22 protein-coding genes are annotated in these 25,198 nt (G+C 61.4%); 17 read left to right on the forward strand and 5 right to left on the reverse strand.

Annotated elements, in window-relative coordinates; translation table 11 throughout:
- Nucleotides 1-17: 17 nt before the first annotated feature.
- Nucleotides 18-614, forward strand: a complete 597-nt coding sequence (locus NCCP436_RS12130; protein ID WP_220804258.1) for a MarC family protein — start codon at nt 18-20, stop codon at nt 612-614.
- 72 nt (nt 615-686) lie between these two features.
- Here NCCP436_RS12130 and NCCP436_RS12135 read toward each other — a convergent pair whose 3' ends face one another.
- The 3 genes from NCCP436_RS12135 to NCCP436_RS12145 form a co-directional block, all read right to left on the reverse strand.
- The gene (locus NCCP436_RS12135; RefSeq protein WP_220804259.1) at nt 687-1,130 is read right to left on the reverse strand and encodes a hemerythrin domain-containing protein; all 444 of its coding nucleotides are present in this window, start codon (nt 1,128-1,130) and stop codon (nt 687-689) included.
- A gap of 163 nt (nt 1,131-1,293) precedes the next feature.
- On the reverse strand, nt 1,294-1,560 hold the full coding sequence (locus NCCP436_RS12140; RefSeq protein ID WP_220804260.1) for a DksA/TraR family C4-type zinc finger protein: 267 nt from the start codon (nt 1,558-1,560) through the stop codon (nt 1,294-1,296).
- Between the two features lie 73 nt (nt 1,561-1,633).
- The gene (locus NCCP436_RS12145; RefSeq protein WP_220804282.1) at nt 1,634-2,497 is read right to left on the reverse strand and encodes an oxaloacetate decarboxylase; all 864 of its coding nucleotides are present in this window, start codon (nt 2,495-2,497) and stop codon (nt 1,634-1,636) included.
- 293 nt (nt 2,498-2,790) lie between these two features.
- On the opposite strand from NCCP436_RS12145, the gene NCCP436_RS12150 reads away from it, so the two are divergent.
- The 6 genes from NCCP436_RS12150 to NCCP436_RS12175 all read left to right on the forward strand — a co-directional run bounded on the left by NCCP436_RS12150 (nt 2,791) and on the right by NCCP436_RS12175 (nt 8,022).
- Nucleotides 2,791-3,519, forward strand: coding sequence for a VC0807 family protein (locus NCCP436_RS12150; protein WP_220804261.1), 729 nt, complete (start codon nt 2,791-2,793; stop codon nt 3,517-3,519).
- Nucleotides 3,520-3,568: 49 nt separating this feature from the next.
- A complete protein-coding gene (locus NCCP436_RS12155; RefSeq protein ID WP_259651488.1) occupies nt 3,569-3,991 on the forward strand; it encodes a YqaA family protein in 423 nt (140 codons plus the stop codon).
- Between the two features lie 237 nt (nt 3,992-4,228).
- Nucleotides 4,229-5,206, forward strand: coding sequence for a YbhN family protein (locus NCCP436_RS12160; RefSeq protein ID WP_220804262.1), 978 nt, complete (start codon nt 4,229-4,231; stop codon nt 5,204-5,206).
- Nucleotides 5,207-5,321: 115 nt separating this feature from the next.
- The gene (locus tag NCCP436_RS12165; RefSeq protein ID WP_220804263.1) at nt 5,322-6,587 is read left to right on the forward strand and encodes an Hsp70 family protein; all 1,266 of its coding nucleotides are present in this window, start codon (nt 5,322-5,324) and stop codon (nt 6,585-6,587) included.
- A gap of 127 nt (nt 6,588-6,714) precedes the next feature.
- Complete coding sequence (locus tag NCCP436_RS12170) at nt 6,715-7,248, forward strand: hypothetical protein (RefSeq protein WP_220804264.1); 534 nt, start codon at nt 6,715-6,717, stop codon at nt 7,246-7,248.
- A 249-nt stretch (nt 7,249-7,497) separates the two neighbouring features.
- Entirely contained in the window at nt 7,498-8,022 is a 525-nt protein-coding gene (locus tag NCCP436_RS12175; protein WP_220804265.1) for a hypothetical protein, read from the forward strand.
- Nucleotides 8,023-8,051: 29 nt separating this feature from the next.
- Here the strand turns inward: NCCP436_RS12175 and NCCP436_RS12180 are convergent, their stop codons facing one another.
- Nucleotides 8,052-9,134, reverse strand: coding sequence for a fatty acid desaturase (locus NCCP436_RS12180; RefSeq protein ID WP_375709490.1), 1,083 nt, complete (start codon nt 9,132-9,134; stop codon nt 8,052-8,054).
- Complete coding sequence (locus tag NCCP436_RS12185) at nt 9,131-10,237, reverse strand: ferredoxin reductase (RefSeq protein ID WP_220804267.1); 1,107 nt, start codon at nt 10,235-10,237, stop codon at nt 9,131-9,133. Before NCCP436_RS12185 ends, NCCP436_RS12180 begins: the two co-directional genes overlap by 4 nt.
- 144 nt (nt 10,238-10,381) lie before the next feature.
- Here NCCP436_RS12185 and fabR point away from each other — a divergent pair, with 144 nt between their 5' ends.
- The 10 genes from fabR to NCCP436_RS12235 all read left to right on the forward strand — a co-directional run.
- Nucleotides 10,382-11,023: an HTH-type transcriptional repressor FabR gene (gene fabR / locus NCCP436_RS12190; RefSeq protein WP_220804268.1), complete on the forward strand. Its 642-nt coding sequence runs from the start codon at nt 10,382-10,384 to the stop codon at nt 11,021-11,023.
- A 667-nt stretch (nt 11,024-11,690) separates the two neighbouring features.
- Nucleotides 11,691-12,278, forward strand: coding sequence for a TIGR00730 family Rossman fold protein (locus NCCP436_RS12195; protein WP_220804269.1), 588 nt, complete (start codon nt 11,691-11,693; stop codon nt 12,276-12,278).
- 382 nt (nt 12,279-12,660) lie between these two features.
- Nucleotides 12,661-13,110, forward strand: a complete 450-nt coding sequence (azu, locus tag NCCP436_RS12200) for an azurin (RefSeq protein WP_220804270.1) — start codon at nt 12,661-12,663, stop codon at nt 13,108-13,110.
- A gap of 142 nt (nt 13,111-13,252) precedes the next feature.
- On the forward strand, nt 13,253-14,029 hold the full coding sequence (locus tag NCCP436_RS12205) for an efflux RND transporter periplasmic adaptor subunit (RefSeq protein ID WP_220804271.1): 777 nt from the start codon (nt 13,253-13,255) through the stop codon (nt 14,027-14,029).
- The gene (locus NCCP436_RS12210; protein ID WP_220804272.1) at nt 14,026-15,345 is read left to right on the forward strand and encodes an efflux RND transporter periplasmic adaptor subunit; all 1,320 of its coding nucleotides are present in this window, start codon (nt 14,026-14,028) and stop codon (nt 15,343-15,345) included. Before NCCP436_RS12205 ends, NCCP436_RS12210 begins: the two co-directional genes overlap by 4 nt.
- On the forward strand, nt 15,345-17,438 hold the full coding sequence (locus NCCP436_RS12215; protein ID WP_220804273.1) for a biotin/lipoyl-binding protein: 2,094 nt from the start codon (nt 15,345-15,347) through the stop codon (nt 17,436-17,438). Before NCCP436_RS12210 ends, NCCP436_RS12215 begins: the two co-directional genes overlap by 1 nt.
- Nucleotides 17,439-17,871: 433 nt before the next feature.
- Nucleotides 17,872-18,369 carry a GNAT family N-acetyltransferase gene (locus NCCP436_RS12220; RefSeq protein ID WP_220804274.1) on the forward strand — a complete coding sequence of 166 codons (498 nt, stop codon included), beginning with the start codon at nt 17,872-17,874 and terminating at the stop codon, nt 18,367-18,369.
- A complete protein-coding gene (locus NCCP436_RS12225) occupies nt 18,366-18,695 on the forward strand; it encodes a DUF6916 family protein (protein WP_220804275.1) in 330 nt (109 codons plus the stop codon). Before NCCP436_RS12220 ends, NCCP436_RS12225 begins: the two co-directional genes overlap by 4 nt.
- 48 nt (nt 18,696-18,743) lie before the next feature.
- Nucleotides 18,744-19,349: a phage tail protein gene (locus tag NCCP436_RS12230; protein WP_220804276.1), complete on the forward strand. Its 606-nt coding sequence runs from the start codon at nt 18,744-18,746 to the stop codon at nt 19,347-19,349.
- A gap of 77 nt (nt 19,350-19,426) precedes the next feature.
- Nucleotides 19,427-25,198: Ig-like domain-containing protein (locus tag NCCP436_RS12235; protein ID WP_259651489.1), on the forward strand; the 5,772-nt coding region annotated here is incomplete at its 3' end.

Below are 25,198 nucleotides of genomic sequence, written 5' to 3' on the forward strand. Positions count from 1 at the left end.
GCGAGCCCCGTACAACCATGGCCTCTGATCCGTTCAGCCTGTATCTGAAGATGCTGGTGCTCTACAGCCCGTTCTTCGTACTGTCATGCTTCATCAGCCTGAGCCGCGGCTACACCCTGAAGGAACGCAAGCGCCTAGCCTGGCGCGTGGCGTTGGGCACGCTGGTTGCCAGCGTTCTGCTGTACCTGTTCGGCAAGCACATCTTCACCCTGTTCGGCATCACCATCGACGCCTTCCGCATCGGTGCCGGCAGCGTGCTGTTCATTTCCGCCCTTGGCATGGCACAGGGCAAGCCGGCAGTGCAGAGCGGCAATCTGCACCAGGACGTGACCATCGTACCGCTGACCATCCCCATCACCGTCGGCCCCGGTACCATCGGCGCTCTGCTGCTGATGGGCGCCAGCCAGCCACACTGGGATGAAAAGCTGGCCGCCGTGCTGGCAATCCTTCTCGCCAGCCTCACCGTCGGCGTGGTGCTGTACCTGTCCAACCAGTTCGAGCGCCTGCTCGGCGAACAGGGCCTGCAAATCGTCAGCCGACTGATGGGACTCTTCGTCTGCGCACTGGCCGCCCAGATCATATTCACCGGGGTAAAAAACTACCTGATGAGCTGAAGCTGCGGCTGCGCCATGGGCAGTCCGCAGCCCCGGATGCGCCGCAAAGGCCCTGACCCTTCTGCGGCTTCTTCAGGCGGACTTTTTCAGTTCGTCGTAGGCACGCAGGTATTCCTGCGCCAGAGTTTTCTTCTGCCGCTCACCCAGCAGTTTACCGGCCCGCTGGAAGAAACCATGCTCCTCTTCGCCGAGGTGATGCTCGACCTTCTCCGCCAGCGCTCTGGCCTTCGGCAGCCACCCGGGGCTGCTGAGTGCAGTCTGCGCCAGCTCCTCGATCAGTTCGTCCATTTCATGATGCTCGGCGATAGCGTGGCGCGACAGCTCCACGCCGCCATCCAGCTGCAGCAGCGGCACATAGAAGTGGCGTTCCTCGGCGAGCGAGTGGACCTCCAGTTCATTCCGCAGGCGGGTAAAGCCCTCCTCCCGTTCGGGCGAGTCGCCACGGGTGGCGAGCAGTTGCTGGGCCAGCTCACGCTGGATTTCATGGCTGATGCGCAGAGCTTCGAATATCGTCATGACGGCACCTCTCTCGGACGGCGGCCTGGCGGCCACCTGGCTTGTATGCGAAAAGTGCCGCCCTTGCGGCGGCTACGGTGTTGCAACCGCCCCATCGTCTGCGGCGACTTTTCGTACAGAAGCTAGACCGCGACAAGTGCAATAGGTGCCCAAATCGCTTCGTTCAGCGCAGCTGGCTGTCCTTGCTGCCACGCCGGTTGTAGCCAGCAAATGCGGCCTGGGCGCGGTCCTCCTCGGTCTGACAGGTTACGCACAGGCGCACGCCGGCGATGGCCTGGCGCCTCGCCTCGGGAATGACCGCGTCGCAAACTTCGCAGTAGTGCAGGCTTTCGCCCCGGGGCAGACGGCTGCGGGCCCGCGCAATGGCGTCCTCGATACTGCTGTCAATCTGCTGCTGTACCGCATCGTCGTTTGCCCAGCCACTGGCCATGACCTTTCTCCTCCCGCAACGCTCGGCCTGAAAGGTATGCGCCAGGACAGCCGCCAATGCAAGAGGCCACCGGCTATTCGCGAACCTCCATGAACTCCCGCGCCCAGCGGATGTAATCCTCAGGCAGGGTGTACTTGTGGGTCAGCTCGGTGGCGTTGAGATCGCAAGGCTGGATGCCGCGCTGCTCGCGCAGGCAGTCGTATGTGGCCTTGATCGCCGCGAAGAATGCAGCATGACCATTGACCACGATACGCACACCCAGACTGGCCAGACGCTGGTCATCGCGCAGTAGCGGGTTGCCATAGGTGACCAGCATCAGGGGCACGCGAAGGCCTTCGGCGATCTGTTCCAGATGTTCGAAATCCTTAACCCCAACCAGGCAGATGGCATCGGCACCGGCCTCCTGGTAAGCCCGAGTACGGCGGATCAGCTCCTCCAGCTCCAGCACTCCGGCGTGGCTGCGGGCAATGATGGCCAATTCGGGATCGATACGAGCCTCCAGTGCGGCAAGGATCTTGCCTACCCCCTCCTCGATACTGATCAGATCCGTCGACTTGCGGCCGAATTGCGCCGGCAGCAGCGTATCCTCAATAGTCAGAGCGGCAACACCGGCACGCTCCAGCTCCACCACCGTGCGCATTACGTTGAGCGCGTTGCCATAACCGTGGTCGGCATCGGCGATCACCGGCAACCGGGCGACACGGCCGATACGGGCGGCCTGCTCAACGAACTCGCTGAGGGTAATCAGCGCGAAGTCCGGCGCGCCCAGTACCTGAAGGGAGGCAACAGAGCCGCCAAGGATGCCAACCTCGAATTCGAGATCGGCGGCGATGCGTGCCGAGAGGGGATCGAAAACCGAGGCCGTGTGATAGCAGCGTTCGGATGCCAGCAGAGCCCGGAAGGCTATGCGCAGCTCATGATGGGATGCACGTTGCAGGATGGGCATGGGGTGTATTCCAAAGTCAGTTGAAGCATTTTCTCGTTGTAGTTATGCAGGAACGAGACAATCCAGAGCTCGGGACGGCTGTCTCAGTTTTTATCGGATAGCGCCGACAAAAGGACATTCGCCTTCTGGCCCTGGAATAGCCTCGCTGCGACATAGAACATAACCTGTTCGCCTGTCGCTCGGCTGTCACATTGATGATTTTTCACATGACATCCCGACATCCGGACTAGCCCTTGCGCTTCAGGCAGGCGATCATCTGAGCATTTCCGCAAACTGCAGACGCCATGACCGCTACCACCGACAGCCGCACTCCGACGCACAAGCCCCGCCCGCTGATCGATCTGGCCATCAGCCTCCTGATTCCATCCCTCATCCTGATGAAGCTCAGCGCCGAGGATCGTCTGGGAGCTGACGGCGCGCTGATCCTGGCACTGGCCTTCCCGCTGGCCTGGGGCACCTTCGAACTGATCCGTTACCGCAAGTTCAACTTTATCGCCCTTCTCGGCCTGGCCAGCGTAGCGCTGACCGGGGGTATCGGTCTGCTCAAACTCGACACCCAATGGCTTGCCATCAAGGAAGCCCTGATTCCTGGACTGATCGGCATCGCCGTACTGGTCTCGACACGTACCCGCTACCCGCTGATCCGTACGCTGCTGTTCAACCGCAGCGTGCTCAACGTCGATAAAATTCACGAACGTCTGGAACAGGGCGGCCATGTCGAACACTTCGAAACACGCCTGATGCGGGCCACCTACTGGCTCAGCGGCACCTTCTTCTTCTCCTCGTTCATGAACTACGTGCTGGCCAAGTGGCTGGTGACCAGCCCGGCCGGCACCGCGGCCTTCAACGACGAACTGGGCCGCATGACCCTGCTCAGCTATCCGATGATTGCCATTCCCTCGATGATCATGCTGATGGCCATCTTCTACTACCTGTGGAAGACCATCCACGGCCTGACCGGCCTGAGCCTGGAGGAGATCATGGCCAATAACGGGCAGGAGTCGCAGTCCTGAGCCGCAAATTGCAGCACACTATGACAGTCGACTGAGGCGCTTCGCAGCGGTGCTCACAGGGCTGTTTTTCTCCGCATTCCTTGCCGCCACCCTGCTGCCTCTTCAGTCCGAGGCAATACTGGTGGCGTTGCTGCTCGGCGGCGCACACGCCACCTGGCTGCTGCTTGTAGTCGCTACGGCCGGCAACGTATTGGGCTCACTGGTGAACTGGCTGCTGGGTCGCTCGCTGGAGCGCTACCGCCAGCGCCGCTGGTTTCCTGTCAGCGAGGCGCGCCTGCAGCAGGCACAGCGCTGGTATGCACGCAATGGCTGCTGGTCGCTGCTGTTGAGCTGGATGCCGCTGATCGGTGATCCACTGACTCTGGCTGCAGGTGTGATGCGCGAACCGCTATGGCGCTTCCTGCTGCTGGTCGGGCTGGCAAAGGTCGGGCGCTACGCCGTGCTGGCCGGTGCCACACTGGCATGGCTCTGAGAACCGGCAAGTGCCATGGGAGTTTCCACACGAGGTGCGAGGACATACTCGGTAACGCCACGAATGCGTGTAGTTGTTGAGCATCGCCCGCTCCTCCGTGATACTGCGCAGCGCACCGTGCAGGCCTGACACGTCCGCGCCCAGCATGACCGACCATAAGGTCGAAGAACAATAGCCTCGATAGGGGGCGAATGGCCCGCCATACCGCCTCATGGGCCTATCGAGTGAGGAGTTCAAGTGTCCGTTGTTGAAGCCAAACCCAAATTGAAGCGCAGTGACCTGATCTGGTCTCTGATTGGTCTGGGTGCCGTCGCGCTGTCCTGTTTCCTGCTCTATCGCGAAGTACGCAACATCTCCCTTGACGAGATTGCCGACAGTCTGCGAGCCATCTCCCACCTGAACTGGCTGCTGGCCGGCATCGCCACGCTCGGTGCCTACTGGGCGCTGGCCTGGTACGACCGTATCGCCGTGGCCCATCTGGGCAAGCAGATTCCCTGGCGTTTCATAACCCTGTGCTCATTCACCACCTATGCCCTGGCGCACAACATCGGCGCCTCAGTGTTCTCTGGCGCGGTAGTACGCTACCGCGCCTATCGCAGCAAAGGCCTCACGCCCCAGGAAATCGGCATTCTCATCGTCTTCTGCTCCTTTACCTTCGTCCTCGGCACCATTCTCGCCAGCGGCTGCGTACTGATCGCCCAACCCGACCTGATCCACCGCGTCATGGATGTCAGCCCGCTGGTCTCGATGGTCATCGGCACAGTGTTGCTGACGATGGTGGTACTCTACGTATTCGGCTCCTGGCGCCAGTTCAAACCCTGGACGCTGGGCAAGGTGCATGTCGAGTATCCGCGTCTGCCGATCGTCAGCCGCCAACTGCTGGCCGGCCCACTGGAATTGCTCTGCGCCGCGGCAATCATTTACTTTGCTTTGCCGGCCGACAACCATCCGGGCTACCTGGTGGTACTCGGCGTATTCCTCGCGTCCTTCTCTCTGGCGCTGCTTTCCCACGCCCCGGGCGGCCTCGGCGTGCTGGAGGTGACCTTCCTCGCCGCCCTGCCGGAAATCCCGCCGTCGGACGTGCTGGCAGCGCTGATCGTGTTCCGTTGCTTCTACCTGCTGACCCCCTTCGCCCTGTCGCTGCTGGTGGTTCTAGGCTTCGAGTGGACGCAGTGGAAGCACAAGCAAAGGGAGGACATCGACCTGTCTTCCTAAAGACGTGCCGCTCAGTCGGCACAAGGCGCCCCCTGACGTAGAATATCTGACCGCCTGCCTGCGGGGCGTTGCCATTCGACGTCATCCCCCCTTGGTAATTCTGGCTGTCCTGATCATGTCCATCCTTTCCCCTGCCCGCGCCTGCGGCATTGACTTCGGCACGTCCAATTCCACCGTCGGCTGGCTTCGTCCCGGCCAGCCGAACCTGCTGGAGCTCGAAGACGGCAGGATCACCCTGCCCTCGGTGATATTTTTCAATACCGAGGAGCGCCGCCCTGTCTACGGTCGCCAGGCACTCCAGGAGTATCTGGAAGGCTACGAAGGCCGCCTGATGCGCTCGCTGAAAAGCCTGCTGGGCTCCAGGCTGCTGAAGAGCGAGACCACCGTACTCGGCAGCGCCCTGCCGTTCCGGGAACTGCTCGGTTTCTTCATCGGTGAACTGAAGAAACGCGCCGAATCCCAGGCCAGTCGCACCTTTGAGGAGGTAGTACTGGGCCGCCCGGTATTCTTCGTCGATGACGACTCGGCCGCCGACCAGGAAGCACAGAACACCCTGGTGGCAGTAGCGCATAAGCTCGGTTTCAAGGAGGTGTCGTTCCAGTACGAACCTATCGCCGCGGCCTTCGACTACGAGTCGACGCTGGAGCGCGAAGAGCTGGTGTTGATCATCGATATCGGCGGCGGCACCTCGGACTTCTCCCTGGTGCGTCTGGCCCCGCAACGCCACCACCAGGCCGATCGGCAGAGCGACATCCTTGCTACCGGCGGCGTGCATATCGGCGGCAACGACTTCGACAAGCAACTGTCATTGGCAGGGGTGATGCCGCTATTCGGCTACGGCAGCCGGATGAAGAGCGATGCTTTCATGCCGACCAGCTACCACCTGAATCTGGCCACCTGGCACACCATCAACGCGCTGTACGCGCAGAAGACCCAACTGGCCCTGCAGAACATGCGCTACGACATCGTCGACGCTACCGGCATCGACCGCCTGTTCAGCCTGATCGAACAGCGCGCCGGACACTGGCTGGCCATGCGGGTGGAAGACAGCAAGATCGCCCTGAGCGAACGGGATCTCTGCCCTATCGACCTTTCACGCATCGAGCCGGGGCTGGTCGCCGAACTGACCCGCGAACTGTTCGAGAGCGCTATCGAACCGCTGCTTGAACGCATCCGCGCCAGCCTCGCACAACTTCTGAGTAACGCCGACATCAAGGCGGATCAGGTCGATACGCTGTTCTTTACCGGCGGCTCCAGTGGTGTTTCGGCCCTACGCCGGAGCCTCGCGGCGATGCTGCCCAACGCCCGCAGCGTCGAGGGCAATACCTTCGGCAGCATCGGCAGCGGCTTGGCCATCGAGGCCTGGAAGCGTTACGGATAGCCGGACACAGAGAAAGTCAGCGCGGAGTGTCCCGTTACTTGGGTACAATCCGCCGGCTTGCGTCCAGTCTGACTTAGATCCGCAAACATTCAGACCTTGCCCCACAGAACCGCCGAGGAGGCATCCGATGAAAGCCCTGCTGGAAGAACTGATCGCCCGGATAAGCTCCGGCTGCCTGCCCGATGCAGAAATCCTGCGCATCGCCAGCGAGGCGGCACAGGCCTATGCGGATCCAGCGGCCTTCCTCGCCGCCAATCCGGACGTCAACTACGACGACGACTTCCCCATCCCCCTTGGCGAATGGGTAGTGGTCGGCAGCCTGCCTGACACCGTGCTGTTTCAGGCCGACAGCTACGAAGAGCTGTTCCAGCGCATTACCGAATCCTTCGGCCCGCAGGTACAGTTCGCACTCAAGCCCAAGCAACTAGCCAAAACCGAGCCACTCAAGGCGCTCAACCGCATCCAGGTGCAGCTCTCGGCCCTGTCTCCGGAAACCGGCGGCTACACCCTGGTGGACTTCAGCGAACCGCTGGACGACGAACTTCAGACCGTACTGGTCTACAGCAGTGACCTGACACGCGTAATGGAGCTGGCGGTGGAGGCAGGCATCTACGCCGCACCGTCACTGGAAGCGCTGAAGGCCGCGCAGACTGAAGAATAAGGCGCGCGCCTTCCTGCACCTGGCGACGTTGCATCCAGGCTCTTGCTTGCGGTCTCTTCGGGGTGTTTTCGAAGAGCCTTCCGCAGCGTTCTCAGACAGCCCCTTCACGCCAGAAACCGCCGTACCAGAGCGGCCCCCAGCAAGTATTGAGGACATCAATGATCACTATCAGGACAGTCAAGTTCTGATCCAGAGCCCCACCCCCGACAATAGTCTCCGAAGCCAGTTACTGACTATGGAGACACGAAAATGAAATCCAAACTGACCCTTACTGCCCTGAGCCTGAGCCTGCTGACCAGTGCCGCCTTTGCCACCCCGAACACTGCTCCGTTTCCTCTGGTTGGCGAAGCCATCGAGCAGAAGGCTCAGCAGTTACTGAACCCGCTGGCCGAAAACGGTTACGAGCGCACCCCAGGCGCACAGCGCCTCCAGCTTGCCGAGGACGGCTATGACCGCACTCCAGGCGCTCAACACTTCCAGCTCGCCGAGGACGGCTATGACCGCACCCCGGGCGCTCAACACTTCCAGCTCGCCGAGGACGGCTATGACCGCACCCCGGGTGCACAACACTTCCAGCTCGCCGAGGACGGCTATGACCGCACCCCGGGCGCTCAACACTTCCAGCTCGCCGAGGACGGCTATGACCGCACCCCGGGCGCTCAACACTTCCAGCTCGCCGAGGACGGCTACGACCGCACTCCGGGCGCAAAGCGCCTCCGGCTCGCTGAGGGCGGAGCAGATCGTCTGATCGAGCACCGTGCCCGTACCGCCTGAATCAACTCCACCCTGCCTGCCGACACCGCTCAAGCGATGTCGGCAGGCGGTAAGCGATAGATCCAGATACGCCGCAACACCGTACGAAACTGCCCCCAGAGCGTCCCCGTGTTGTAGTGCTGACCATAGCGCTGCGCAATCTGCCGCACCTCCTGCGCCAGCTCGACATAACGCCGCGCCGGCAGATCCGGATAGAGATGATGTTCAATCTGATGGCTGAGGTTGCCCGTCAGAATATGCAACAGCGGTCCGCCGGAAAGATTACTGGAGCCACGCAGTTGACGCAGGTACCAGTGCCCGCGGGTTTCTCCTTGCAGCACTTCGGCTGGGAAAACTACCGCCTTCTCGGTGAAATGCCCACAGAAGATCACCAGAAAAGTCCATAGATTGCGCAACAGGTTGGCCACTAGGTTACCGACCAAAACCGCCAGTGCATTGGCTCCAAGCAGCAGCGCCAGCAGCGGAAACACTAGGTAGTCCTTGACCCACTGACGCAGCAGCTTGCCACCGAGCTGGCGAGCCAGCGGACGCACCTCCTCGCCACTGATGCGCCCTTTGAACAACTTGTCCAAGCGCAGATGCTGAATAGCCACGGCGTACTGGAACAGCAGTGCCTGAATGGTCACCCACAGTGGCTGCCAGCGGTAGAAAGGCTTCCAGCGCTGCTCTGGAAACAGGCGCACCACACCGTAGCCCACGTCGTCATCCATGCCCAGCACATTGGTGTAGGTGTGATGCACGTGATTATGGGTGTGCCGCCAGAAGTCCGAGGGTCCGACTATGTCCCACTCATAGTGACGACCGGAAAACTCCGGATCGTTCATCCAGTCGTACTGGCCGTGCATCACGTTATGGCCCAGCTCCATGTTCTCAAGGATCTTGCCCAAGCCCAGCAGCAGGGTCCCAAGCATCCAGGTAGGTGGAAACCAGCCAAACATCAGCAATGCACGGCCGCTCCAGCAACACAGCCGCACGGCACTCCGAACACGACGGATATAGCGTGCATCGTCCTCACCCAGATCGGCCAGAGTACGCTGGCGCAGAGCATCCAGCTCGACTCCGAAGGCCTCCAGTTCAGCCGGACTCAGTTCACGGTCGCTGCGGGTATTCACAGGTCGATCTCCACATCCCCATGCGGGGCACTGACACATAGACGAATAGGTTGCCCCGGCTCGGCGAACACTGCGCCACTGCGCAGATCTCTCACGCTGCCAGCCAGCAGCAGGCAGGTACAACTGGTGCACACGCCCTGACGACAGCCATGAGCCGGTCGCAGACCGCTGGCTTCGGCCTGCTCCAGCAGGCTAAGTGCACTGCTGCCAGGCACCTGCAGCCGGCTACGAGCAAAGGCCAGACGCACTACCTCCGCCCCCTCGGCCGGCAACTGCGGCGGCGGACTGAAGCTCTCCACCTGCACGCTGCCACCACGCCCGGCCGCACGCCACCACTGATCCAGCGGTTCGACGAAACCCCGTGGGCCACAGGCCAGCAGATGCGTGCCAGGCAGTGAAGACAACCTGGCCTCGTCCAGTCGCCCGGCATATTCCCCTTCCCAGGCTGGCTCGCCAGTGACCGCCCAATGCAACTGCAGGTTGCGATGACGGGCCGCCAACGCCAGTAACTCCTCGACATAGGCCCACTGTGCCCGCCGGCGCACCTGATAGAGCAAAGTCACCGGGGCACTGAAGCCATGCTTCAACGCCTCACGCAACAGGCCGAGCAGTGGCGTGATACCGCTGCCGGCTGCCAGCAGCAACACTGCTTCATGCCCCTGAGGCCAAAGCAGTTCACCACGTGCAGCGGCCAGCTCCAGTACATCACCTGGCTGCAAGCGATCCTGCAGCAGCGGAGACAGGCGACCACCGGGTTCACGTTTGATGGCCAGCTCAATACGACCATCGGCATCGGCGCGCACCAGACTGTAGCAACGCACATGGCGCACACCATCCAGCTCGAGGAACAACTGCACATGTTGACCTGGACGCCAGCCGCGGGCATTGGAGTTGCAGAACAGAGTCACCGCCAGCATATCCTCAGCCACCCAGCGACGACTTTCGACAAGGGCACGGACGCGTTGCACCGCCAACAACGGATGCATCAGACGCAGGAACAAGTCAGCATCAGCTTCACGGAGCCAGCCATGACTACACAGATAACGCAGTGGACTGAGGCCAAACTGCAGGCGTCGCGCCAGCGACAGAGAAACAAGCGACATCAGAAGCATCCAGTGAACAACTGTTCACAATGCTCGCAATTCACCCCCACTTCAGTCAACGCATGTTCACTGAAAAACCGGCAATTCGACGCTACTCCCGTCCATTTGCTACAGTGAGCTACCGCTTTGACGACCCAATGCTGCATGACCCCACGTGCCGAACAGAAACAGCAGACTCGCCACGCGCTGATGCATGCCGCACTCAGCCTGATGGAAAGCGGCCGCGGTTTCGGCAGCCTGAGCCTGCGCGAAGTTACCCGGGTGGCCGGTATCGTACCGACCGGCTTCTACCGCCACTTTGCCGATATGGATGAGCTGGGCCTGGCACTGGTGGCGGAAGTGGGCGAAACCTTTCGCGCGACCATCCGCCAGGTACGCCGCCATGAGTTCGAACTGCGCGGCATGATCGATGCCTCGGTACGCATCTTCCTTGACGCCGTGTCCGCCAATCGCAGCCAGTTTCTCTTCCTTGCCCGCGAGCAGTACGGCGGTTCGCAGCCAGTACGCCAGGCCATTACCGAACTGCGAGAACGTATCACCAGCGATCTTGTGGCCGACCTCAAGCTGATGAACCGTATGCCTCAACTGGACGAAGCCGGACTGGAAGTGGTCTCCGACCTGGTGGTCAAGACGGTGTTCGCCACCCTCTGCGAGCTCGTTGACCCACCAGCCGACAACCAGCCGGCGCACCTTAACGCCGAGGCCAAGATCATCCAGCAGTTGCGTTTCATCATGATCGGCGGCAAGCACTGGCTCGGCCTCGGCAAGCCGACCACACAGGACTGAGCCACCTCTCGCCGGCAGGCCCTCTTCTCCACTGGCTACCCTTCTCAGTGTTCCGTCATGCACAGGCAAGTCGGCCTTACCACGGGATAACTCCCCAAACCGCGGCGACACCCTTCCGAATCCAGCTGAAAACCACGCAAAGAGCCTGGTCAAAAAGCGGACAAAGTGCTGCAGGCCTTGTATTGCAAGGCCGAAAGCCAGGTATACAGAAATTACCCACAGCCTAACCCACAACTCCCGGGAAAAACCCGAAAGGTCGCTCTAGCTCCTCTTCAAAATGCCAACCTATTGTTTGCAAAGACTAAAAACAGCTGATCAAAAGTTGCTCAAAGGACGCCAAGGCGCGGCAATCCAGACATTGCAAGATCCTTCACCAGTTTACCCACAAGACTTTTCACAGACTGCGTGGAAAACTTCCGGAATTCATGAAGGGCCTACCAGCTATCGCCTCTATCGAAACAATCTACGGGTATGCCAGCAATCACAGAGCTACTCTGGCCAACGTCATTCCCAGCAGGACTCCGCACCATGACCATTCCGAATCTGCTCAAACAGCTCTATGCCAGCTACGCCGGCGCCACCTGCGGCATTGATACGCGCCCCTAAGGCTTGGTCGTCTAGAGGTACACCGTTACCCTTGGGACAGTCATCCAAGGAGTTCTTCCCTATGTCCCTGCGTAGTATCTGCGTTTTCTGCGGTGCCAGCCCTGGCGCCAACCCCCTCTATCGCCAGGCGGCCGACGAGCTCGGTCAGGAACTGGCTCGTCGAGGCCTGCGCCTGATCTACGGTGGTGGTGCCGTCGGCCTGATGGGCATTGTCGCCGACGCCGCACTGCGAGCTGGCGGCGAAGTCATCGGAATCATCCCGCAAAGCTTGGAGCGGGCCGAAATCGGCCACCGCGGACTGACCTGCCTGGAAGTAGTCGACGGCATGCATGCACGCAAGGCACGTATGGCCGAACTGGCCGATGGCTTCATTGCTCTTCCGGGCGGGCTCGGCACTCTGGAGGAGCTCTTCGAGGTCTGGACCTGGGGCCAGCTCGGCTATCACGCCAAACCGCTTGGACTGCTGCAGGTCAACGGATTCTTCAGCAAGCTGGAAGGCTTCCTCGACCATCTGGTAGCCGAACGTTTTGTGCGTCCGCAACACCGCGACATGCTGCAGATAGCCAGCAGCCCGACGGATCTTCTCGACGCCATGGCCGAATGGCGCCCCACGACCGCGCCCAAGTGGGTAGATCGCTCTCCCTCCTGAGCCGCACGCATCGATCGTTTTCCGAACAATGCCGGCAAAACCTTGAACCATGCCGGCCCCAGCCAGTTTCAGGGCACTTACCCACAGCTTGATCCACCGCCACAGGGGATAACCTTCGACTACCCGTCTACACCCCGAGAAGCACCGCAAGTGCTTCATTGCAAAACATTTTCAATGTCCGCGAAAAAGATTGGTCAGATCCGGCTCAAACAACTGCAAGCCCCGTCCTGCACGGCAGAAAGGCACATTTACAGAGTTTATCAACAACTTTTTCCACAGATTGAGGGGATAAATCGGCGTGGCGTTCGGTCGCATACAGAAGAGCTGCTGGCTGTGCGAGCCTGTAGACCTGACTGAAAAATCAGAATCTGGAGGAATCAAGATGTTGCGCAAACTCACCCTGATGGCACTTCTCGGCCTGGGCAGCGCACCGCTGCTGGCGGCCGAATGCACGGTAGACGTCGAGTCGACCGACCAGATGACCTTCAACACCCAGAGCATCGAAATCAGCAAGAGCTGCGAAACCTTTACTGTGAATCTCAAGCACACCGGTACTCTGCCCAAGACCGCCATGGGCCATAACTGGGTGCTGAGCAAGACCGCCGACATGACCGCAATTGCCACCGACGGCATCTCTGCCGGCCCCGATGCCAGCTACCTGAAGGCTGACGATAGCCGGGTAATCGCCCATACGAACCTGATCGGCGGCGGCGAGAACACCTCGGTCAGCTTCCCCGTCAGTAAGCTGGTACAAGGAGAAGACTACAGCTTCTTCTGCTCCTTCCCAGGTCACGTCTCGCTTATGAAAGGCTCAATCACACTGGTCGACTGAGCTGCGCAACCGGAGGCGTCGAATCGGCGCCTCCACTTCTTCTGAAAATACATATCATCCTGCCTGCCTCTGCCATTGCAGCCAATTTGCCATACTCGCCATCTGCCGTAGACTGCATCTCCTTCATGCAAGGATGTGTGACATGCCAGGCTACGTTCCCCTACTTTCACTAATCGGTTTTCTGACAGTCGCTTTCACCAACCCGTTGTGGGCCGGCGATCCGCTGCTTGATGCTCCAGTTGCTGCCGCTGATAACGAACGCCTGGTGCGTGGCGTACTACGGGCCCGTGACCAGGCTGTACTGGCGAGCGAGTTGGCGGGTCACATCATTGAGATGCCGTTTCGCGACGGCCAGCCGTTCCGCAAGGGCGACGTACTGGTGCGTTTCGACTGCAGCGCTTATCAGGCCCAGCTCAATGCCGCGCAGGCCGCAACCCGTGCTACCCGTGAGGAGCTGAACCACAAGAAGCAGTTGGCGGCACTCAACTCGGTCGGCCGTTTTGAAGTAGCGCTGGCTGAGGCACGGCAAGCCCAAGCGCAAGCTGAGGCGCAGGTCTACCAGGTTCAGGTCAGGCGCTGCAATGTAGTTGCTCCCTTCGATGGGCATATCGTGCAGCGACGCGCCCAACCCCACGAAAGCGTGGCCAGCGGCGCACCGCTGCTGGAAATCGTCGACAACAGCACTCTGGAGATTTACCTGCTGGTTCCCTCCAACTGGATCAGCCGGCTGCAGACCGAACAGCCATTCGAGTTCATCCCGGATGAAACCGGTACTCCGCTGCAGGCACGAATAAAGCGTGTGGGCGCTCGCATTGACGAGGGCAGCCAGACCCTGCTGCTGATTGGCAGTCTGCCCGACGACGCTGAAGGCTTGCTGGCCGGCATGAGCGGTACCGCGCATTTTCAGGTGAGCGAATGAACGCCGCACTTCCCGGCACAGCCGAACGGGCATTCGCCCTTTTCCTCGGGCTGGAGCAGCAGGCACGCAAGGCAGCCAGTATCGAGCAATTGGGTTTCTCCATGGTTAACGACGGCCAGGCGCTGTTCGGCTTTCGCCATGCGGCGCTGCTGATCGCCGGCAAGGTACAGGCACTGACCGGCATCAGCGTGGTGGAACCTCACTCGCCTTTTGTCGCTTTCGTCGAGCGCGCCGTGATCAGCTTGCTGAATCAGGGACGACTGGCCGAACCACACAGCATCGACCCCAGCACCATGGATGAATCGACCCGAGCCGATATGACCAGTCTGTCAGCGCCGTACGCCTACTGGCTGCCGCTGAAAAGTCGCAATGGCGAGACCTTCGGCGGCCTCTGGCTAGCCCGCGAACAGCCCTTCGGCGAAGCCGAACAGTCCCTGCTGCGACAGCTGGCGGATTCCTACGCCCATGCCTGGTTGGCGCTGCAGCCACACAAACCCTGGCGCATGCGCTGGCCGCGCCGGAAGTTGCTCTTCATGGCCTCCGCACTGAGCCTCATTCTGCTGCTGCCAGTGCGCCAATCCGTGCTGGCTCCCGCCGAAGTAGTGCCACTGGAAGGCCGCGTTGTCGCCGCGCCCCTGGACGGCGTCATCGAAGAATTTCTGGTCAAGCCGAACCAGAGCGTAGCGGCCGGCGACTTGCTGGTGCGCTTCGAGGCTACCACACTCAAGGCCCAGGCGGATGTGGCCGAACGAGCGCTGGGAGTTGCCGAGGCAGAGTTCAAGGCCAACACCCAGCGCGCCTTCGCTGATGCTGAGTCCGGTGCCAGGCTCGACCTGCTCGCAGCACGTGTCGAGCAGAAACGTGCCGAGCGCGACTACGCCCTGCAATTGCTGGCACGCAGTGAGGTAAGGGCCGATCGTGACGGCATAGCCGTCTTTGCCGATGCCGAGCGACTGACCGGCAAGCCCGTGCAGACTGGCCAGCGACTGATGCAGATTGCCGATCCGGCCCGGGCCGAGCTACGCATCGAACTGGCCGTGGGGGATGCCATCGCCTTGCAGCCGGGGGCCGAGGTGGCGCTGTTTCTCGACAGCGACCCTCTCAACCGCCACGAAGCACGCCTTGAACGCTCGGCCTATGAAGCGCAAGGCACCGCAGCCGGGCAACTGGCCTACCGCCTCGACGCTGCCTTCGTCGAGGCGCCACCACGTATCGGCCTGCGCGGCACCGCCAAACTGTTCGGCGAACGCGCACCTCTGGCCTATTACCTGCTGCGGCGCCCGCTGGCCGCAGCCCGTCAGACGCTGGGGCTCTGATGCTGCCCGCCCTGCGTCCGGATCTACAGCTTTCGCCTGCCCCACCAGGCCTGGACGGCTCTCCACAATGGACGCTGGCAGACCCGCTACGCGGCCGTTATTTCAAGCTCGGCGCCCCAGCCGTACGCCTGCTTCGCCACTGGACACTCGGCGACCCTATACGCGTACTGCAGGCAGCCAACGCCGAGCCTGACACGCCGTTGAGCAAGGACGATCTGGAGGAGATGCTGCTCTTCCTTGGCAATCACGACCTGATCAGTGCCACGAACGAAAAACAGCGGGCCAGCTATGGCCCTAAGGCTGCCGCCCAACGCCAGAACCTGTGGAAGCAGGCACTGCATCAGTACCTGTTCTTCCGCATCCCGCTGTGGCGGCCCGACCCCTTTCTCAATCGCACCTGGCCTTGGGTGGCCCGCCACGGTGGCAGGTTGCTGCGCTGGGGCCTGCCACTGATACTGATGCTCGGTGCCTTTCTGGTGATACGAGACTGGCAACGTTTTCTCGCTACCTTCCCGCACCTGTTCAGCCTTGGCGGTGCCATTACCTTCGGTGTCGCATTGATCTTCGCCAAGCTCTGCCATGAGCTCGGTCATGCCTTCATGGCCAAACGTGCAGGCTGCCGCGTGCAAAGCATGGGACTGGCCTTCATGGTGCTGTTGCCGATGTTCTACACCGACGTCAGCGATGCCTGGCGCGTGCAGGATCGCCGTTCGAGACTGCTGATCGGTGCAGGAGGCGTACTCGCCGAGCTGCTGCTGGCGGTGCTGGCACTACTGGCCTGGTCATTGCTGCCAGATGGCCCCTTGCGTACCTCGGCCTTCATGCTGGCCAGTGCCACCTGGATCACCACATTACTGATCAACCTCAACCCCTTCATGCGCTTTGATGGCTACTTCCTGATCAGCGATCTGTGGGGCGTCGACAACCTACAGAACCGAGCCTTCGCTCTATGTCGCTGGCGTCTGCGCGAAGCCCTGTTCGGCTATGGTGAGCCGGCACCGGAACCCTGGTCACCCGGCATGACCCGGCGCCTGTTAATCTGGGGCTACGGCTCCTGGATATGGCGCGCAATCCTGTTCCTTGGCATCGCGCTGGCGGTCTATCACCTGTTCTTCAAGGTGCTCGGCATCTTCCTGATGCTGGTTGAGCTGCTCTGGTTCATTGGCCTGCCCATCTGGCGCGAACTGGGTGAATGGTGGAAACGCCGCGGACAGGCCGCCCCGCGCAAGGTGCTGAGCACTGGAATCGGCATCGGTGCGGTGCTGATGGCGCTGATCGTGCCCTGGCGCAGCTCGGTGGAAATACCCGCCGTGCTCGAAGCCTCACGCACCAGCGCATTGCATGCGCCGGTGGCCGCACGTTTGAAGGCCGTACATGTGCAGGACGGCCAGAGCGTAGCAGCTGGTGACCTGCTGCTGGAACTGGACTCACCCGATCTGGACTCGCGCCTGGCCATTGTCCGACGTGAGATCGAGATTCTTCAGCTACAGTTGCGCCGCCAGTCCGCACGCCGCGAAACAGTGGCCGATGCAGGTATTCTCGAACAACGTCTGGCTGAGGCCGTAGCGGAGTACCGTGGTCTGGCCTCCCAACGTGAACGCTTGCAACTTCGTGCACCACAGTCGGGAGTGGTGCGCGATCTGCAACGTGACCTGAACGCGGATCGCTGGCTTCATCCGGCTGATTCAATAGCCCGGATCGTAGAACCCGGACTGCGCCTGCGTGGCTACCTGGCCGAAGAAGACCTCTGGCGAATCGAAACCGGCAGCCAGGGACGCTTTATCGCCGACGACCCTGCACGCCCGACGGTAAAAGTACTCCTGGACGAAGTAGATGCTACAGGCGTCGCCTACCTGGAACTGGAAGCCCTCAGTTCGGATTACGGCGGCCCCATCGCCGTTCGCCGTGACGCACAGCACCGCGCTGAACCTGTGCAAGCGCAATATGGTGTACGCCTAAGTCTGCTGGATAACAACATCCATCCCGATCACCCCCTGCGTGGCATAGTTGTGCTGGAAGGAGAACGGCAGTCACTGCTCGGTGCTGCGTGGCGGCGCATCGCAGCACTGGGCGTGCGTGAGAGCGGTTTTTGAGACAAGGATGTGCATGAACCAGGGCGCTTTGCCCCGATGCTCCAGACTGCCACTGGCACCTCAATTGCCTGCCCTGCTTGAGGCGTTCGGGCGGGCTCCTGACGATGCCTGGCAACCTCACTTAAACACGGCTCATTACGTATGGGGAATGGAGCGGCGCCGAGCAAGCGCGAGGCGGCCGATCTGGGTTCATGCGAAACAGTGGAGTACTGGACAGGCGAGGCCTATGGGGCGTTTGAAAAAAGGCGCAGGACAGATAGCCCATAAAAAAGTTTCAACAGAAGTCAAATAATCCGTCTACCTTCTATCCAAATGCTGGCGATTGACTACGAACTTCAGCTAGTCTCTCCCCCACAAGTCGCATAGTGGCAAAACAACACGACCCAGTTCCGGCACACGCCGCAATAGCACGGAAGCGAAGGACACCCACGCCATGCGTTCCTCCGATATACATCTTCGGCCAGCCGAGGAGGCCGATCTGAGCTTCCTCCGCAGGCTTTACGCAACAACTCGTGCAGAGGAAATGACGCTCAGTGGCTGGGACCGCCCCACCATCGATGCCTTTCTTGCGCAGCAATTCGACGCCCAGCATCGTTATTATCAGGAGCATTATCAGGGTTCCGACTTCGCTCTGATCTGCCACAAAAACCTCGCCATTGGCCGTCTATACGTGTTCCGCGGCCCGACGACCATCAACCTCATCGACATTTCGTTGCTCCCCGAATGGCGGGGCAAGGGAATCGGCACCCATTATCTGACTGCACTGGTCGATGAGGCGGATACGGCAAAGAAGTCGATGCGTCTGTTCGTCGAACCCACCAATCCAGCCAGGCACCTGTACCAACGCTTTGGTTTCAGCGTCAACGGATCCAACCATATCTACCTGCAGATGCACCGCGAAGCCGCGCCTGCCCTGGCGGTGCCGGCATGAGCCAGGTGCCCAGCCTCGACGATTTCCAGCGCCAACTCCAGCAGCCCTGGCAACTCCGCTGGGACAACAGCGAAGGCGTGACCATCATGCTGGTGGAAGCCTATGAGGGCGTGGCGATGACCGCCCGCTACCACTGTTACAGCGCAATATTCGCTCAGCCCGAGGGGCTCCAGCTGCCCCAACACTGCTATCGGCTGCGCAGCCCGGAAGGTGCTGAATGGGAGGTGATGCTCACGCCCATCGGACCAGATGAAGAAGGCGACCGGCACCTGTTGCAGGCGCTGTTTCATGTAAAGCGGCCGACGCCGGCCGAGACCCTGCTCTAAAACAACAAATAGTGCCGTTTACGCGGCTGCATCAAGGAGAGATAGGTTATGAGCGATCCATTCATCGGAGAAATCCGTATGGTCGGCTTCAATTTCGCCCCCAGGGGCTGGGCGAGCTGTCAGGGCCAGATCATGTCCATTCAGCAGAACTCGGCGTTGTTCGCGCTACTGGGCACCACCTACGGAGGCAACGGCCAGACCACATTCGGCCTGCCGAACTTCTGCGGGCGCAGCCCGGTGGGGCAAGGTGCCGGCCCAGGTCTGACACCGATCACGATCGGGGAAATCTCGGGCTCGGAAAACGTCACCATGACCATCAACCAGATGCCGATGCATACCCATGTCGCAACAGCCTCCCAACCGACAGGTACAGCACAGATTGCAGTCCCTGCAGCCACCACCGGCACAACCCAGGCACAGCCCGGCACAAACACCGTGCTAGGGCCGGTCGCAGCGGCTGGCCGGGCAGGCACCCTTTACTGCACTGAGGCCGCAGACACCACGCTCGCGCCTTTCAACGCCAACGTGACGGTTCAGGCCCCTGCCATCACTGTCGGCATCGCAGGCGGTAGTCAGCCAATTGCCTTGCGCAATCCCTATCTTGGCACCAATTTCGTCATTGCCCTGGAAGGTATTTTTCCGTCACGCGACTGATCCACTACCTGGATCAATGGCTAGGTAAAAGGGGAAAGCCGCGCTTTCCCCAATTTCGTAGGTTGTAGGAGGTTCATATGTGGTGGAGAAAGACTGCGACAGCTCAACCGGGCAGGCTGCCGGCCAGAAGCACACTGGCCATGGCACTGGAGCCGCGCATGCTGTTCGACGGCGCGGTCGCCGCCACCCTGGCGGAGACGGCCGAAGCCCAACCCACCGCCGATGCCTCCAATGATCAGGCTTCTCCCCAGGACACCCACGCGAACACCGACAACCTTGCCGCCACGCCAACCGGCACGGCGGACAACCGCCAGGAAGTCGTGTTTATCGACAATCAGGTCAAGAACTACCAGCAACTGATCAGCGGCCTGAAGCCTGGCAGCGAAGTGGTGGTGCTCGACGGCAGCAAGGACGGCCTGCAGCAGATCGCCGACTATCTCAATGGGCGCAGTGGCATCGATGCCATCCACATCATCAGCCACGGTGATGTGGGCAAGGTGCAACTGGGCAATGACTGGCTCGACAGCAGTGATCTCGCCAGCCGCAGCGCCACCCTGAACGCCATCGGCCAGGCGCTGGACAAGGATGGCGACATCCTGCTGTACGGCTGCCAGGTGGGGGCGAACGGAGCAGGCCGTGATTTCATCGAAGCATTGGCCAACGCCACTGGAGCGGACGTCGCCGCATCCGACAATCTGACCGGTGCAACAAGCAAAGGCGGTGACTGGGTGCTCGAGGTCAACCAGGGCTCCATCGAGACCGCCGTGGTATCGGGGACGGATGGTTTCGCGGGGCTTTTAGCTGTCGCTGCAGACGAAAACTACGACGATAACGGTCTGGCTGCCGTCGCGACGAGTAACACATTCACGTTGGACGGTGTGAAGTACACCATTACCGGCACTCAGACCTATTACACGGGCATAACGAATGATCCTTTTTCCCCGCTAGGTAGTGGAAGCGATCACTACCTGCTATTCGACCTAATGGGATTGGGCGGCATTAGCAGTATCCAAATCGAGATGGCCGATGGCAGTGCATTCAGCCTCGCCGGGTTCAGCCTGGACGGCGTCGCCAACAATAACCTCACGATAACCACCAGCGCCGGCGGCACGCGTAGCTATGTCAGCAACGGCGATTTCGTCACTCAGGAGAACGTCGACACAGGGTCCGATTCTGGCTTCCAGAACATCACCAGCTTCACCTTCAGTGGAGGCAATCTGCAGCTGGCCCTGGACGACCTGAACTTTGAGCCGGCAGCCCCCACGCTGGTCTCGGCAACATTCTCTGACAGCAATCTGAAGGTCGGCGAAACCTCCACCGTCACCTTTACCTTCTCCACCGCAGTCACCGGTTTCGACACTGCCGACCTGACCGTGCCCAACGGCAGCATCAGCGGGCTGAGCAGCTCCGATGGCGGCCTGACCTGGACCGGCCTGTTCACACCCGACGCCGGCGTCACCGCCAGCACCAACGTCATCACCGTCGACCTGAGCGGCGTCTCGGCCGTCGGCGGCGGTGTTGCAGGGGTCGGTAATGCTGCCTCCGGCAACTACGCCATCGACACCCTGGCCCCCAGCGTAACGTCGGTGACGTCCAGCACCGCCAACGGCACTTACAAAGTGGGGGATGTGATCTCCGTGCAGGTGAATTTCGGTGAGAACGTCACGGTCACCGGTACGCCGCAGTTGACCCTGGAGACCGGCAACACCGACCGAACCATCAACTACACCGGTGGTTCAGGCACCACTACCCTGACCTTCAACTACACAGTACAGGCAGGCGACAGCGCGGCCGATCTGGATTACATCAGCAGCAGTGCCCTGGCGCTCAACGGTGGCAGCATCCGCGATGCCGCCGGCAACGACGCTACCCTGACCCTGGCGACTCCGGGTACGGCAGGCTCCCTGGGGGCCAACAAGGACATCGCTATCAATTCGGCGCCGGCCATTGGCAACCTCAATGGTGACAGTGTGGCATGGGCCGGGGCAGGCAACACCGTGAAGCTGGATGCAGGCGGCAACGCATTGTTCAGCGACACCGAGTTCGGTGCACTCAACGGCGGCAACGGCGACTGGGCCGGGGCCAGCCTGACAATCCAGCGCAGCGGTACAGCATCCGGTAGTGACGTGCTGGGCTTCGATACCATCGGCGCCCTGTTCACCATCAGCGACAACAACCTGCAGTTCAATGGGCAGACCTTCGCCACTTTCACCAATGCCGGTGGCGTGCTGACCATTACCTTCACCAGCAGCGGCACGACGGCGACCACGGCACTGGTCAATGATGTGGCACAACGGGTTACCTACCGCAATGACACACCTGCCGGCGACACTACCATCCGCTACAGCCTGAATGACGGCACCAGCACCGTAACCGCCGATACCTCAGTCACCAGCGATTTAATCTACGTCACCAACACCACCGACACGGCGACCATCGATCTCAGTAACGGCGTCAGCTTCAGTGAGGCCGTTGCCATCGCCGCAGCCGATTACACTGGCAGCCAGACCATCGTCTTCGCCAGCAGCCTGGCCGGCCAGACACTGAACCTCAACACCGTATCCCTGAACGAAAGCCTGACCTTCGACATGACTCAAGCCAACGGCCTGACGCTGGCCGGCGGCACCATCACCCTGGGAGGCGGAACCACGCAGGTCTTCAACGTCGGCTTCGGCTACAGCGCGACGTTGTCCAGCGTGATCGCGGGAACCGGTGCACTGGCCAAGGCAGGGGCGGGTGAACTGATCCTATCCAACAGCAACACCAATGCCGGAGTCACCACTGTCTCCGCCGGCACCCTGGTGGTCGATGGCAGCACCAGTAACGCCACCATCGTGGCCAGTGGCGCCACCTTGGCCGGCAGCGGCACCCTGGGCGGCGACGTCACCGTGCAGAATGGCGGCACCCTGTCCCCTGGCGGCGCGGGTGTCGGCACCTTGACCGTCAATGGCAACCTGACCCTGAACTCGGGCGCCACGCTGGCACTGAATATCAACGGTGTCGCCGCCGGTACCGGCTACGACCGGGTCGTGGTCAACGGCACTGTCAACATCTCCGGCGCCACTCTGGCGGCCACCCATGGCTACGCGGCCGGAAGCGGCGACAGCTATACGGTGATCGTCAACGACGCCGCCGACGCGGTGACAGGCACTTTCAGCGGCATCAGCGAAGGCGGCAAATTCAACGCGGCGGGCAACGGCACCGAGCTGACCACCAGCTACATCGGTGGAACCGGCAACGACCTCACACTGACTGCCCCCGTCGCGCCGACCGTCACCAGCGTTTCTTCCAGCAGTGCCAACGGCACCTACAAGATCGGCGACGTGATCACCGTCACCGTTGAGTTCGACAACATAGTAAACGTCACCGGCACCCCGACCCTGACCCTGGAAACCGGCGCCATCGACCGGGTGCTCAGCTACGTCTCCGGCTCGGGCAGCGACACCCTGACCTTCAGCTACACCGTGCAGGCCGGCGACAGCTCCGCCGATCTCGATTACGCCTCCAGCTCGGCGCTGAGCCTCAACGGCGGCACTATCCAGGATGGCGCCAACCAGGCCGCCATTCTCACCCTGCCGACTCCGGGCGCCGCCGGCTCCCTGGGTGCCAACAAGGCGCTGGTGGTGGACGGCGTGCGCCCGGCCGCTACCAGCATTTCCCTGAGCGACTCTCTGCTGAGCATCGGCGAGACAGCCACCGTCACGATTACCTTCAATGAAGCGGTGACGGGACTGGGCGTGGAGGACTTCAGCGTCACCAACGGCGAGCTCAGTGGGCTCAACACCACTGATGGCGGCCTGACCTGGACGGCCACCTTCACCCCGAGCAGCAACGTTACCGGTGCAACCAATCTGATATCCCTGAACAACGCAGGGGTACAGGATCAGGCCGGCAATGCCGGCAGCAGTACCACCGACTCGGCCAACTACGCCGTCGACACTCGGAGCCCCACCGCCAGCATCGTGGTCACCGACACCGTGCTCAAGGCTGGTCAGAGCACCACCGTCACCATCACCTTCAGCGAAGCGGTGACGGGCCTTACCACAGCGGACTTTACCGTCGCCAACGGCACCCTGAGCAACCTGACCACCGCGGACAACATCACCTACACCGCCACCCTGACGCCGAGTGCCAACGTCACCGACGCCACCAACCTGATCACCCTGGACAACACCGGTTACACCGACGTTGCCGGCAACGCTGGCACCGGCACCAGCGACTCCAATAACTACGCCATCGATACCCAGCGTCCGACCGCTACCATCGTGGTCGCCGACACGGCACTGGCCATCGGCAAAGACACCACGGTGACCATCACCTTCAGCGAAGCCGTTACCGGCCTGGATCTCTCCCACTTCACCGTGGCCAACGGTTCGCTCTCGAATCTCGTCACCACGGATGGCGGCATCACCTGGATCGCAACCCTGACGCCGGACGCGGACGTCGATGACAGCAGCAACGTCATCACCCTGGACAACACCGGCTATACCGATGCCGCCGACAATGCCGGCTCCGGGACGACCGACTCCAACAGCTACGCCATCGATACCCAGCGTCCGACCGCTACCATCGTGGTCGCCGACACGGCACTGGCCATCGGCCAAGACACCACGGTGACCATCACCTTCAGCGAAGCCGTTACCGGCCTGGATCTCTCCGACTTCACCGTGACCAACGGTTCGCTCTCGAATCTCGTCACCACGGATGGCGGCATCACCTGGACGGCAACCCTGACACCGCACGCGGACGTCGATGACAGCAGCAACGTCATCACCCTGGACAACACCGGCTATACCGATGCTTTCGGCAATGCCGGCTCCGGGACGACCGACTCCAACAGCTACACCATCGATACCCAGCGTCCGACCGCTACCATCGTGGTCGCCGACACAGCACTGGCCATCGGCCAAGACACCACGGTGACCATCACCTTCAACGAAGCCGTTACCGGCCTGGATCTCTCCGACTTCACCGTGCTCAACGGTAACCTGACCAATCTGAGCACAACGGACAACATCACCTACACCGCCACCCTGACGCCGGACGCGGACGTCGATGACAGCAGCAACGTCATCACCCTGGACAACACCGGCTATACCGATGCTTTCGACAATGCCGGCTCCGGGACGACCGACTCAAACGACTACAGCATCGACACCGTGCGCCCGAAAGTGATCGGCATCTCGGTAGCCGACACCTCGCTCAAGGCCGGCGACACCACCACGGTGACCATCACCTTCAGCGAAGCCGTTACCGGCCTGGATCTCTCCGACTTCACCGTGGCCAACGGTTCGCTCTCGAATCTCGTCACCACGGATGGCGGCATCACCTGGATCGCAACCCTGACGCCGGACGCGGACGTCGATGACAGCAGCAACGTCATCACCCTGGACAACACCGGCTATACCGATGCCGCCGGCAATGCCGGCTCCGGGACGACCGACTCCAACAACTACGCCATCGATACCCAGCGTCCGACCGCTACCATCGTGGTCGCCGACACGGCACTGGCCATCGGCCAAGACACCACGGTGACCATCACCTTCAGCGAAGCCGTTACCGGCCTGGATCTCTCCCACTTCACCGTGGCCAACGGTTCGCTCTCGAATCTCGTCACCACGGATGGCGGCATCACCTGGATGGCTACCCTGACACCGGACGCGGACGTCGATGACAGCAGCAACGTCATCACCCTGGACAACACCGGCTATACCGATGCTTTCGACAATGCCGGCTCCGGGACGACCGACTCCAACAGCTACGCCATCGATACCCAGCGTCCGACCGCTACCATCGTGGTCGCCGACACGGCACTGGCCATCGGCCAAGACACCACGGTGACCATCACC

It is taken from the genome of Pseudomonas sp. NCCP-436 (assembly GCF_019656335.1).
Classification (GTDB): Bacteria; Pseudomonadota; Gammaproteobacteria; order Pseudomonadales; family Pseudomonadaceae; genus Aquipseudomonas.

What these genes read in the sequence shown, in the direction of transcription:
- NCCP436_RS12225 (WP_220804275.1), top strand. Translation starts at nt 18,366, where the DNA reads ATGAGCCAGGTGCCCAGCCTCGACGATTTCCAGCGCCAACTCCAGCAG.
- NCCP436_RS12150 (WP_220804261.1), top strand. Translation starts at nt 2,791, where the DNA reads ATGACCGCTACCACCGACAGCCGCACTCCGACGCACAAGCCCCGCCCG.
- NCCP436_RS12195 (WP_220804269.1), top strand. Translation starts at nt 11,691, where the DNA reads ATGTCCCTGCGTAGTATCTGCGTTTTCTGCGGTGCCAGCCCTGGCGCC.
- NCCP436_RS12170 (WP_220804264.1), top strand. Translation starts at nt 6,715, where the DNA reads ATGAAAGCCCTGCTGGAAGAACTGATCGCCCGGATAAGCTCCGGCTGC.
- NCCP436_RS12165 (WP_220804263.1), top strand. Translation starts at nt 5,322, where the DNA reads ATGTCCATCCTTTCCCCTGCCCGCGCCTGCGGCATTGACTTCGGCACG.
- NCCP436_RS12205 (WP_220804271.1), top strand. Translation starts at nt 13,253, where the DNA reads ATGCCAGGCTACGTTCCCCTACTTTCACTAATCGGTTTTCTGACAGTC.
- azu (WP_220804270.1), top strand. Translation starts at nt 12,661, where the DNA reads ATGTTGCGCAAACTCACCCTGATGGCACTTCTCGGCCTGGGCAGCGCA.
- NCCP436_RS12185 (WP_220804267.1), bottom strand. Translation starts at nt 10,237, where the DNA reads ATGTCGCTTGTTTCTCTGTCGCTGGCGCGACGCCTGCAGTTTGGCCTC.
- NCCP436_RS12135 (WP_220804259.1), bottom strand. Translation starts at nt 1,130, where the DNA reads ATGACGATATTCGAAGCTCTGCGCATCAGCCATGAAATCCAGCGTGAG.
- NCCP436_RS12215 (WP_220804273.1), top strand. Translation starts at nt 15,345, where the DNA reads ATGCTGCCCGCCCTGCGTCCGGATCTACAGCTTTCGCCTGCCCCACCA.
- NCCP436_RS12175 (WP_220804265.1), top strand. Translation starts at nt 7,498, where the DNA reads ATGAAATCCAAACTGACCCTTACTGCCCTGAGCCTGAGCCTGCTGACC.
- NCCP436_RS12140 (WP_220804260.1), bottom strand. Translation starts at nt 1,560, where the DNA reads ATGGCCAGTGGCTGGGCAAACGACGATGCGGTACAGCAGCAGATTGAC.
- NCCP436_RS12230 (WP_220804276.1), top strand. Translation starts at nt 18,744, where the DNA reads ATGAGCGATCCATTCATCGGAGAAATCCGTATGGTCGGCTTCAATTTC.
- fabR (WP_220804268.1), top strand. Translation starts at nt 10,382, where the DNA reads ATGACCCCACGTGCCGAACAGAAACAGCAGACTCGCCACGCGCTGATG.
- NCCP436_RS12210 (WP_220804272.1), top strand. Translation starts at nt 14,026, where the DNA reads ATGAACGCCGCACTTCCCGGCACAGCCGAACGGGCATTCGCCCTTTTC.
- NCCP436_RS12220 (WP_220804274.1), top strand. Translation starts at nt 17,872, where the DNA reads ATGCGTTCCTCCGATATACATCTTCGGCCAGCCGAGGAGGCCGATCTG.
- NCCP436_RS12130 (WP_220804258.1), top strand. Translation starts at nt 18, where the DNA reads ATGGCCTCTGATCCGTTCAGCCTGTATCTGAAGATGCTGGTGCTCTAC.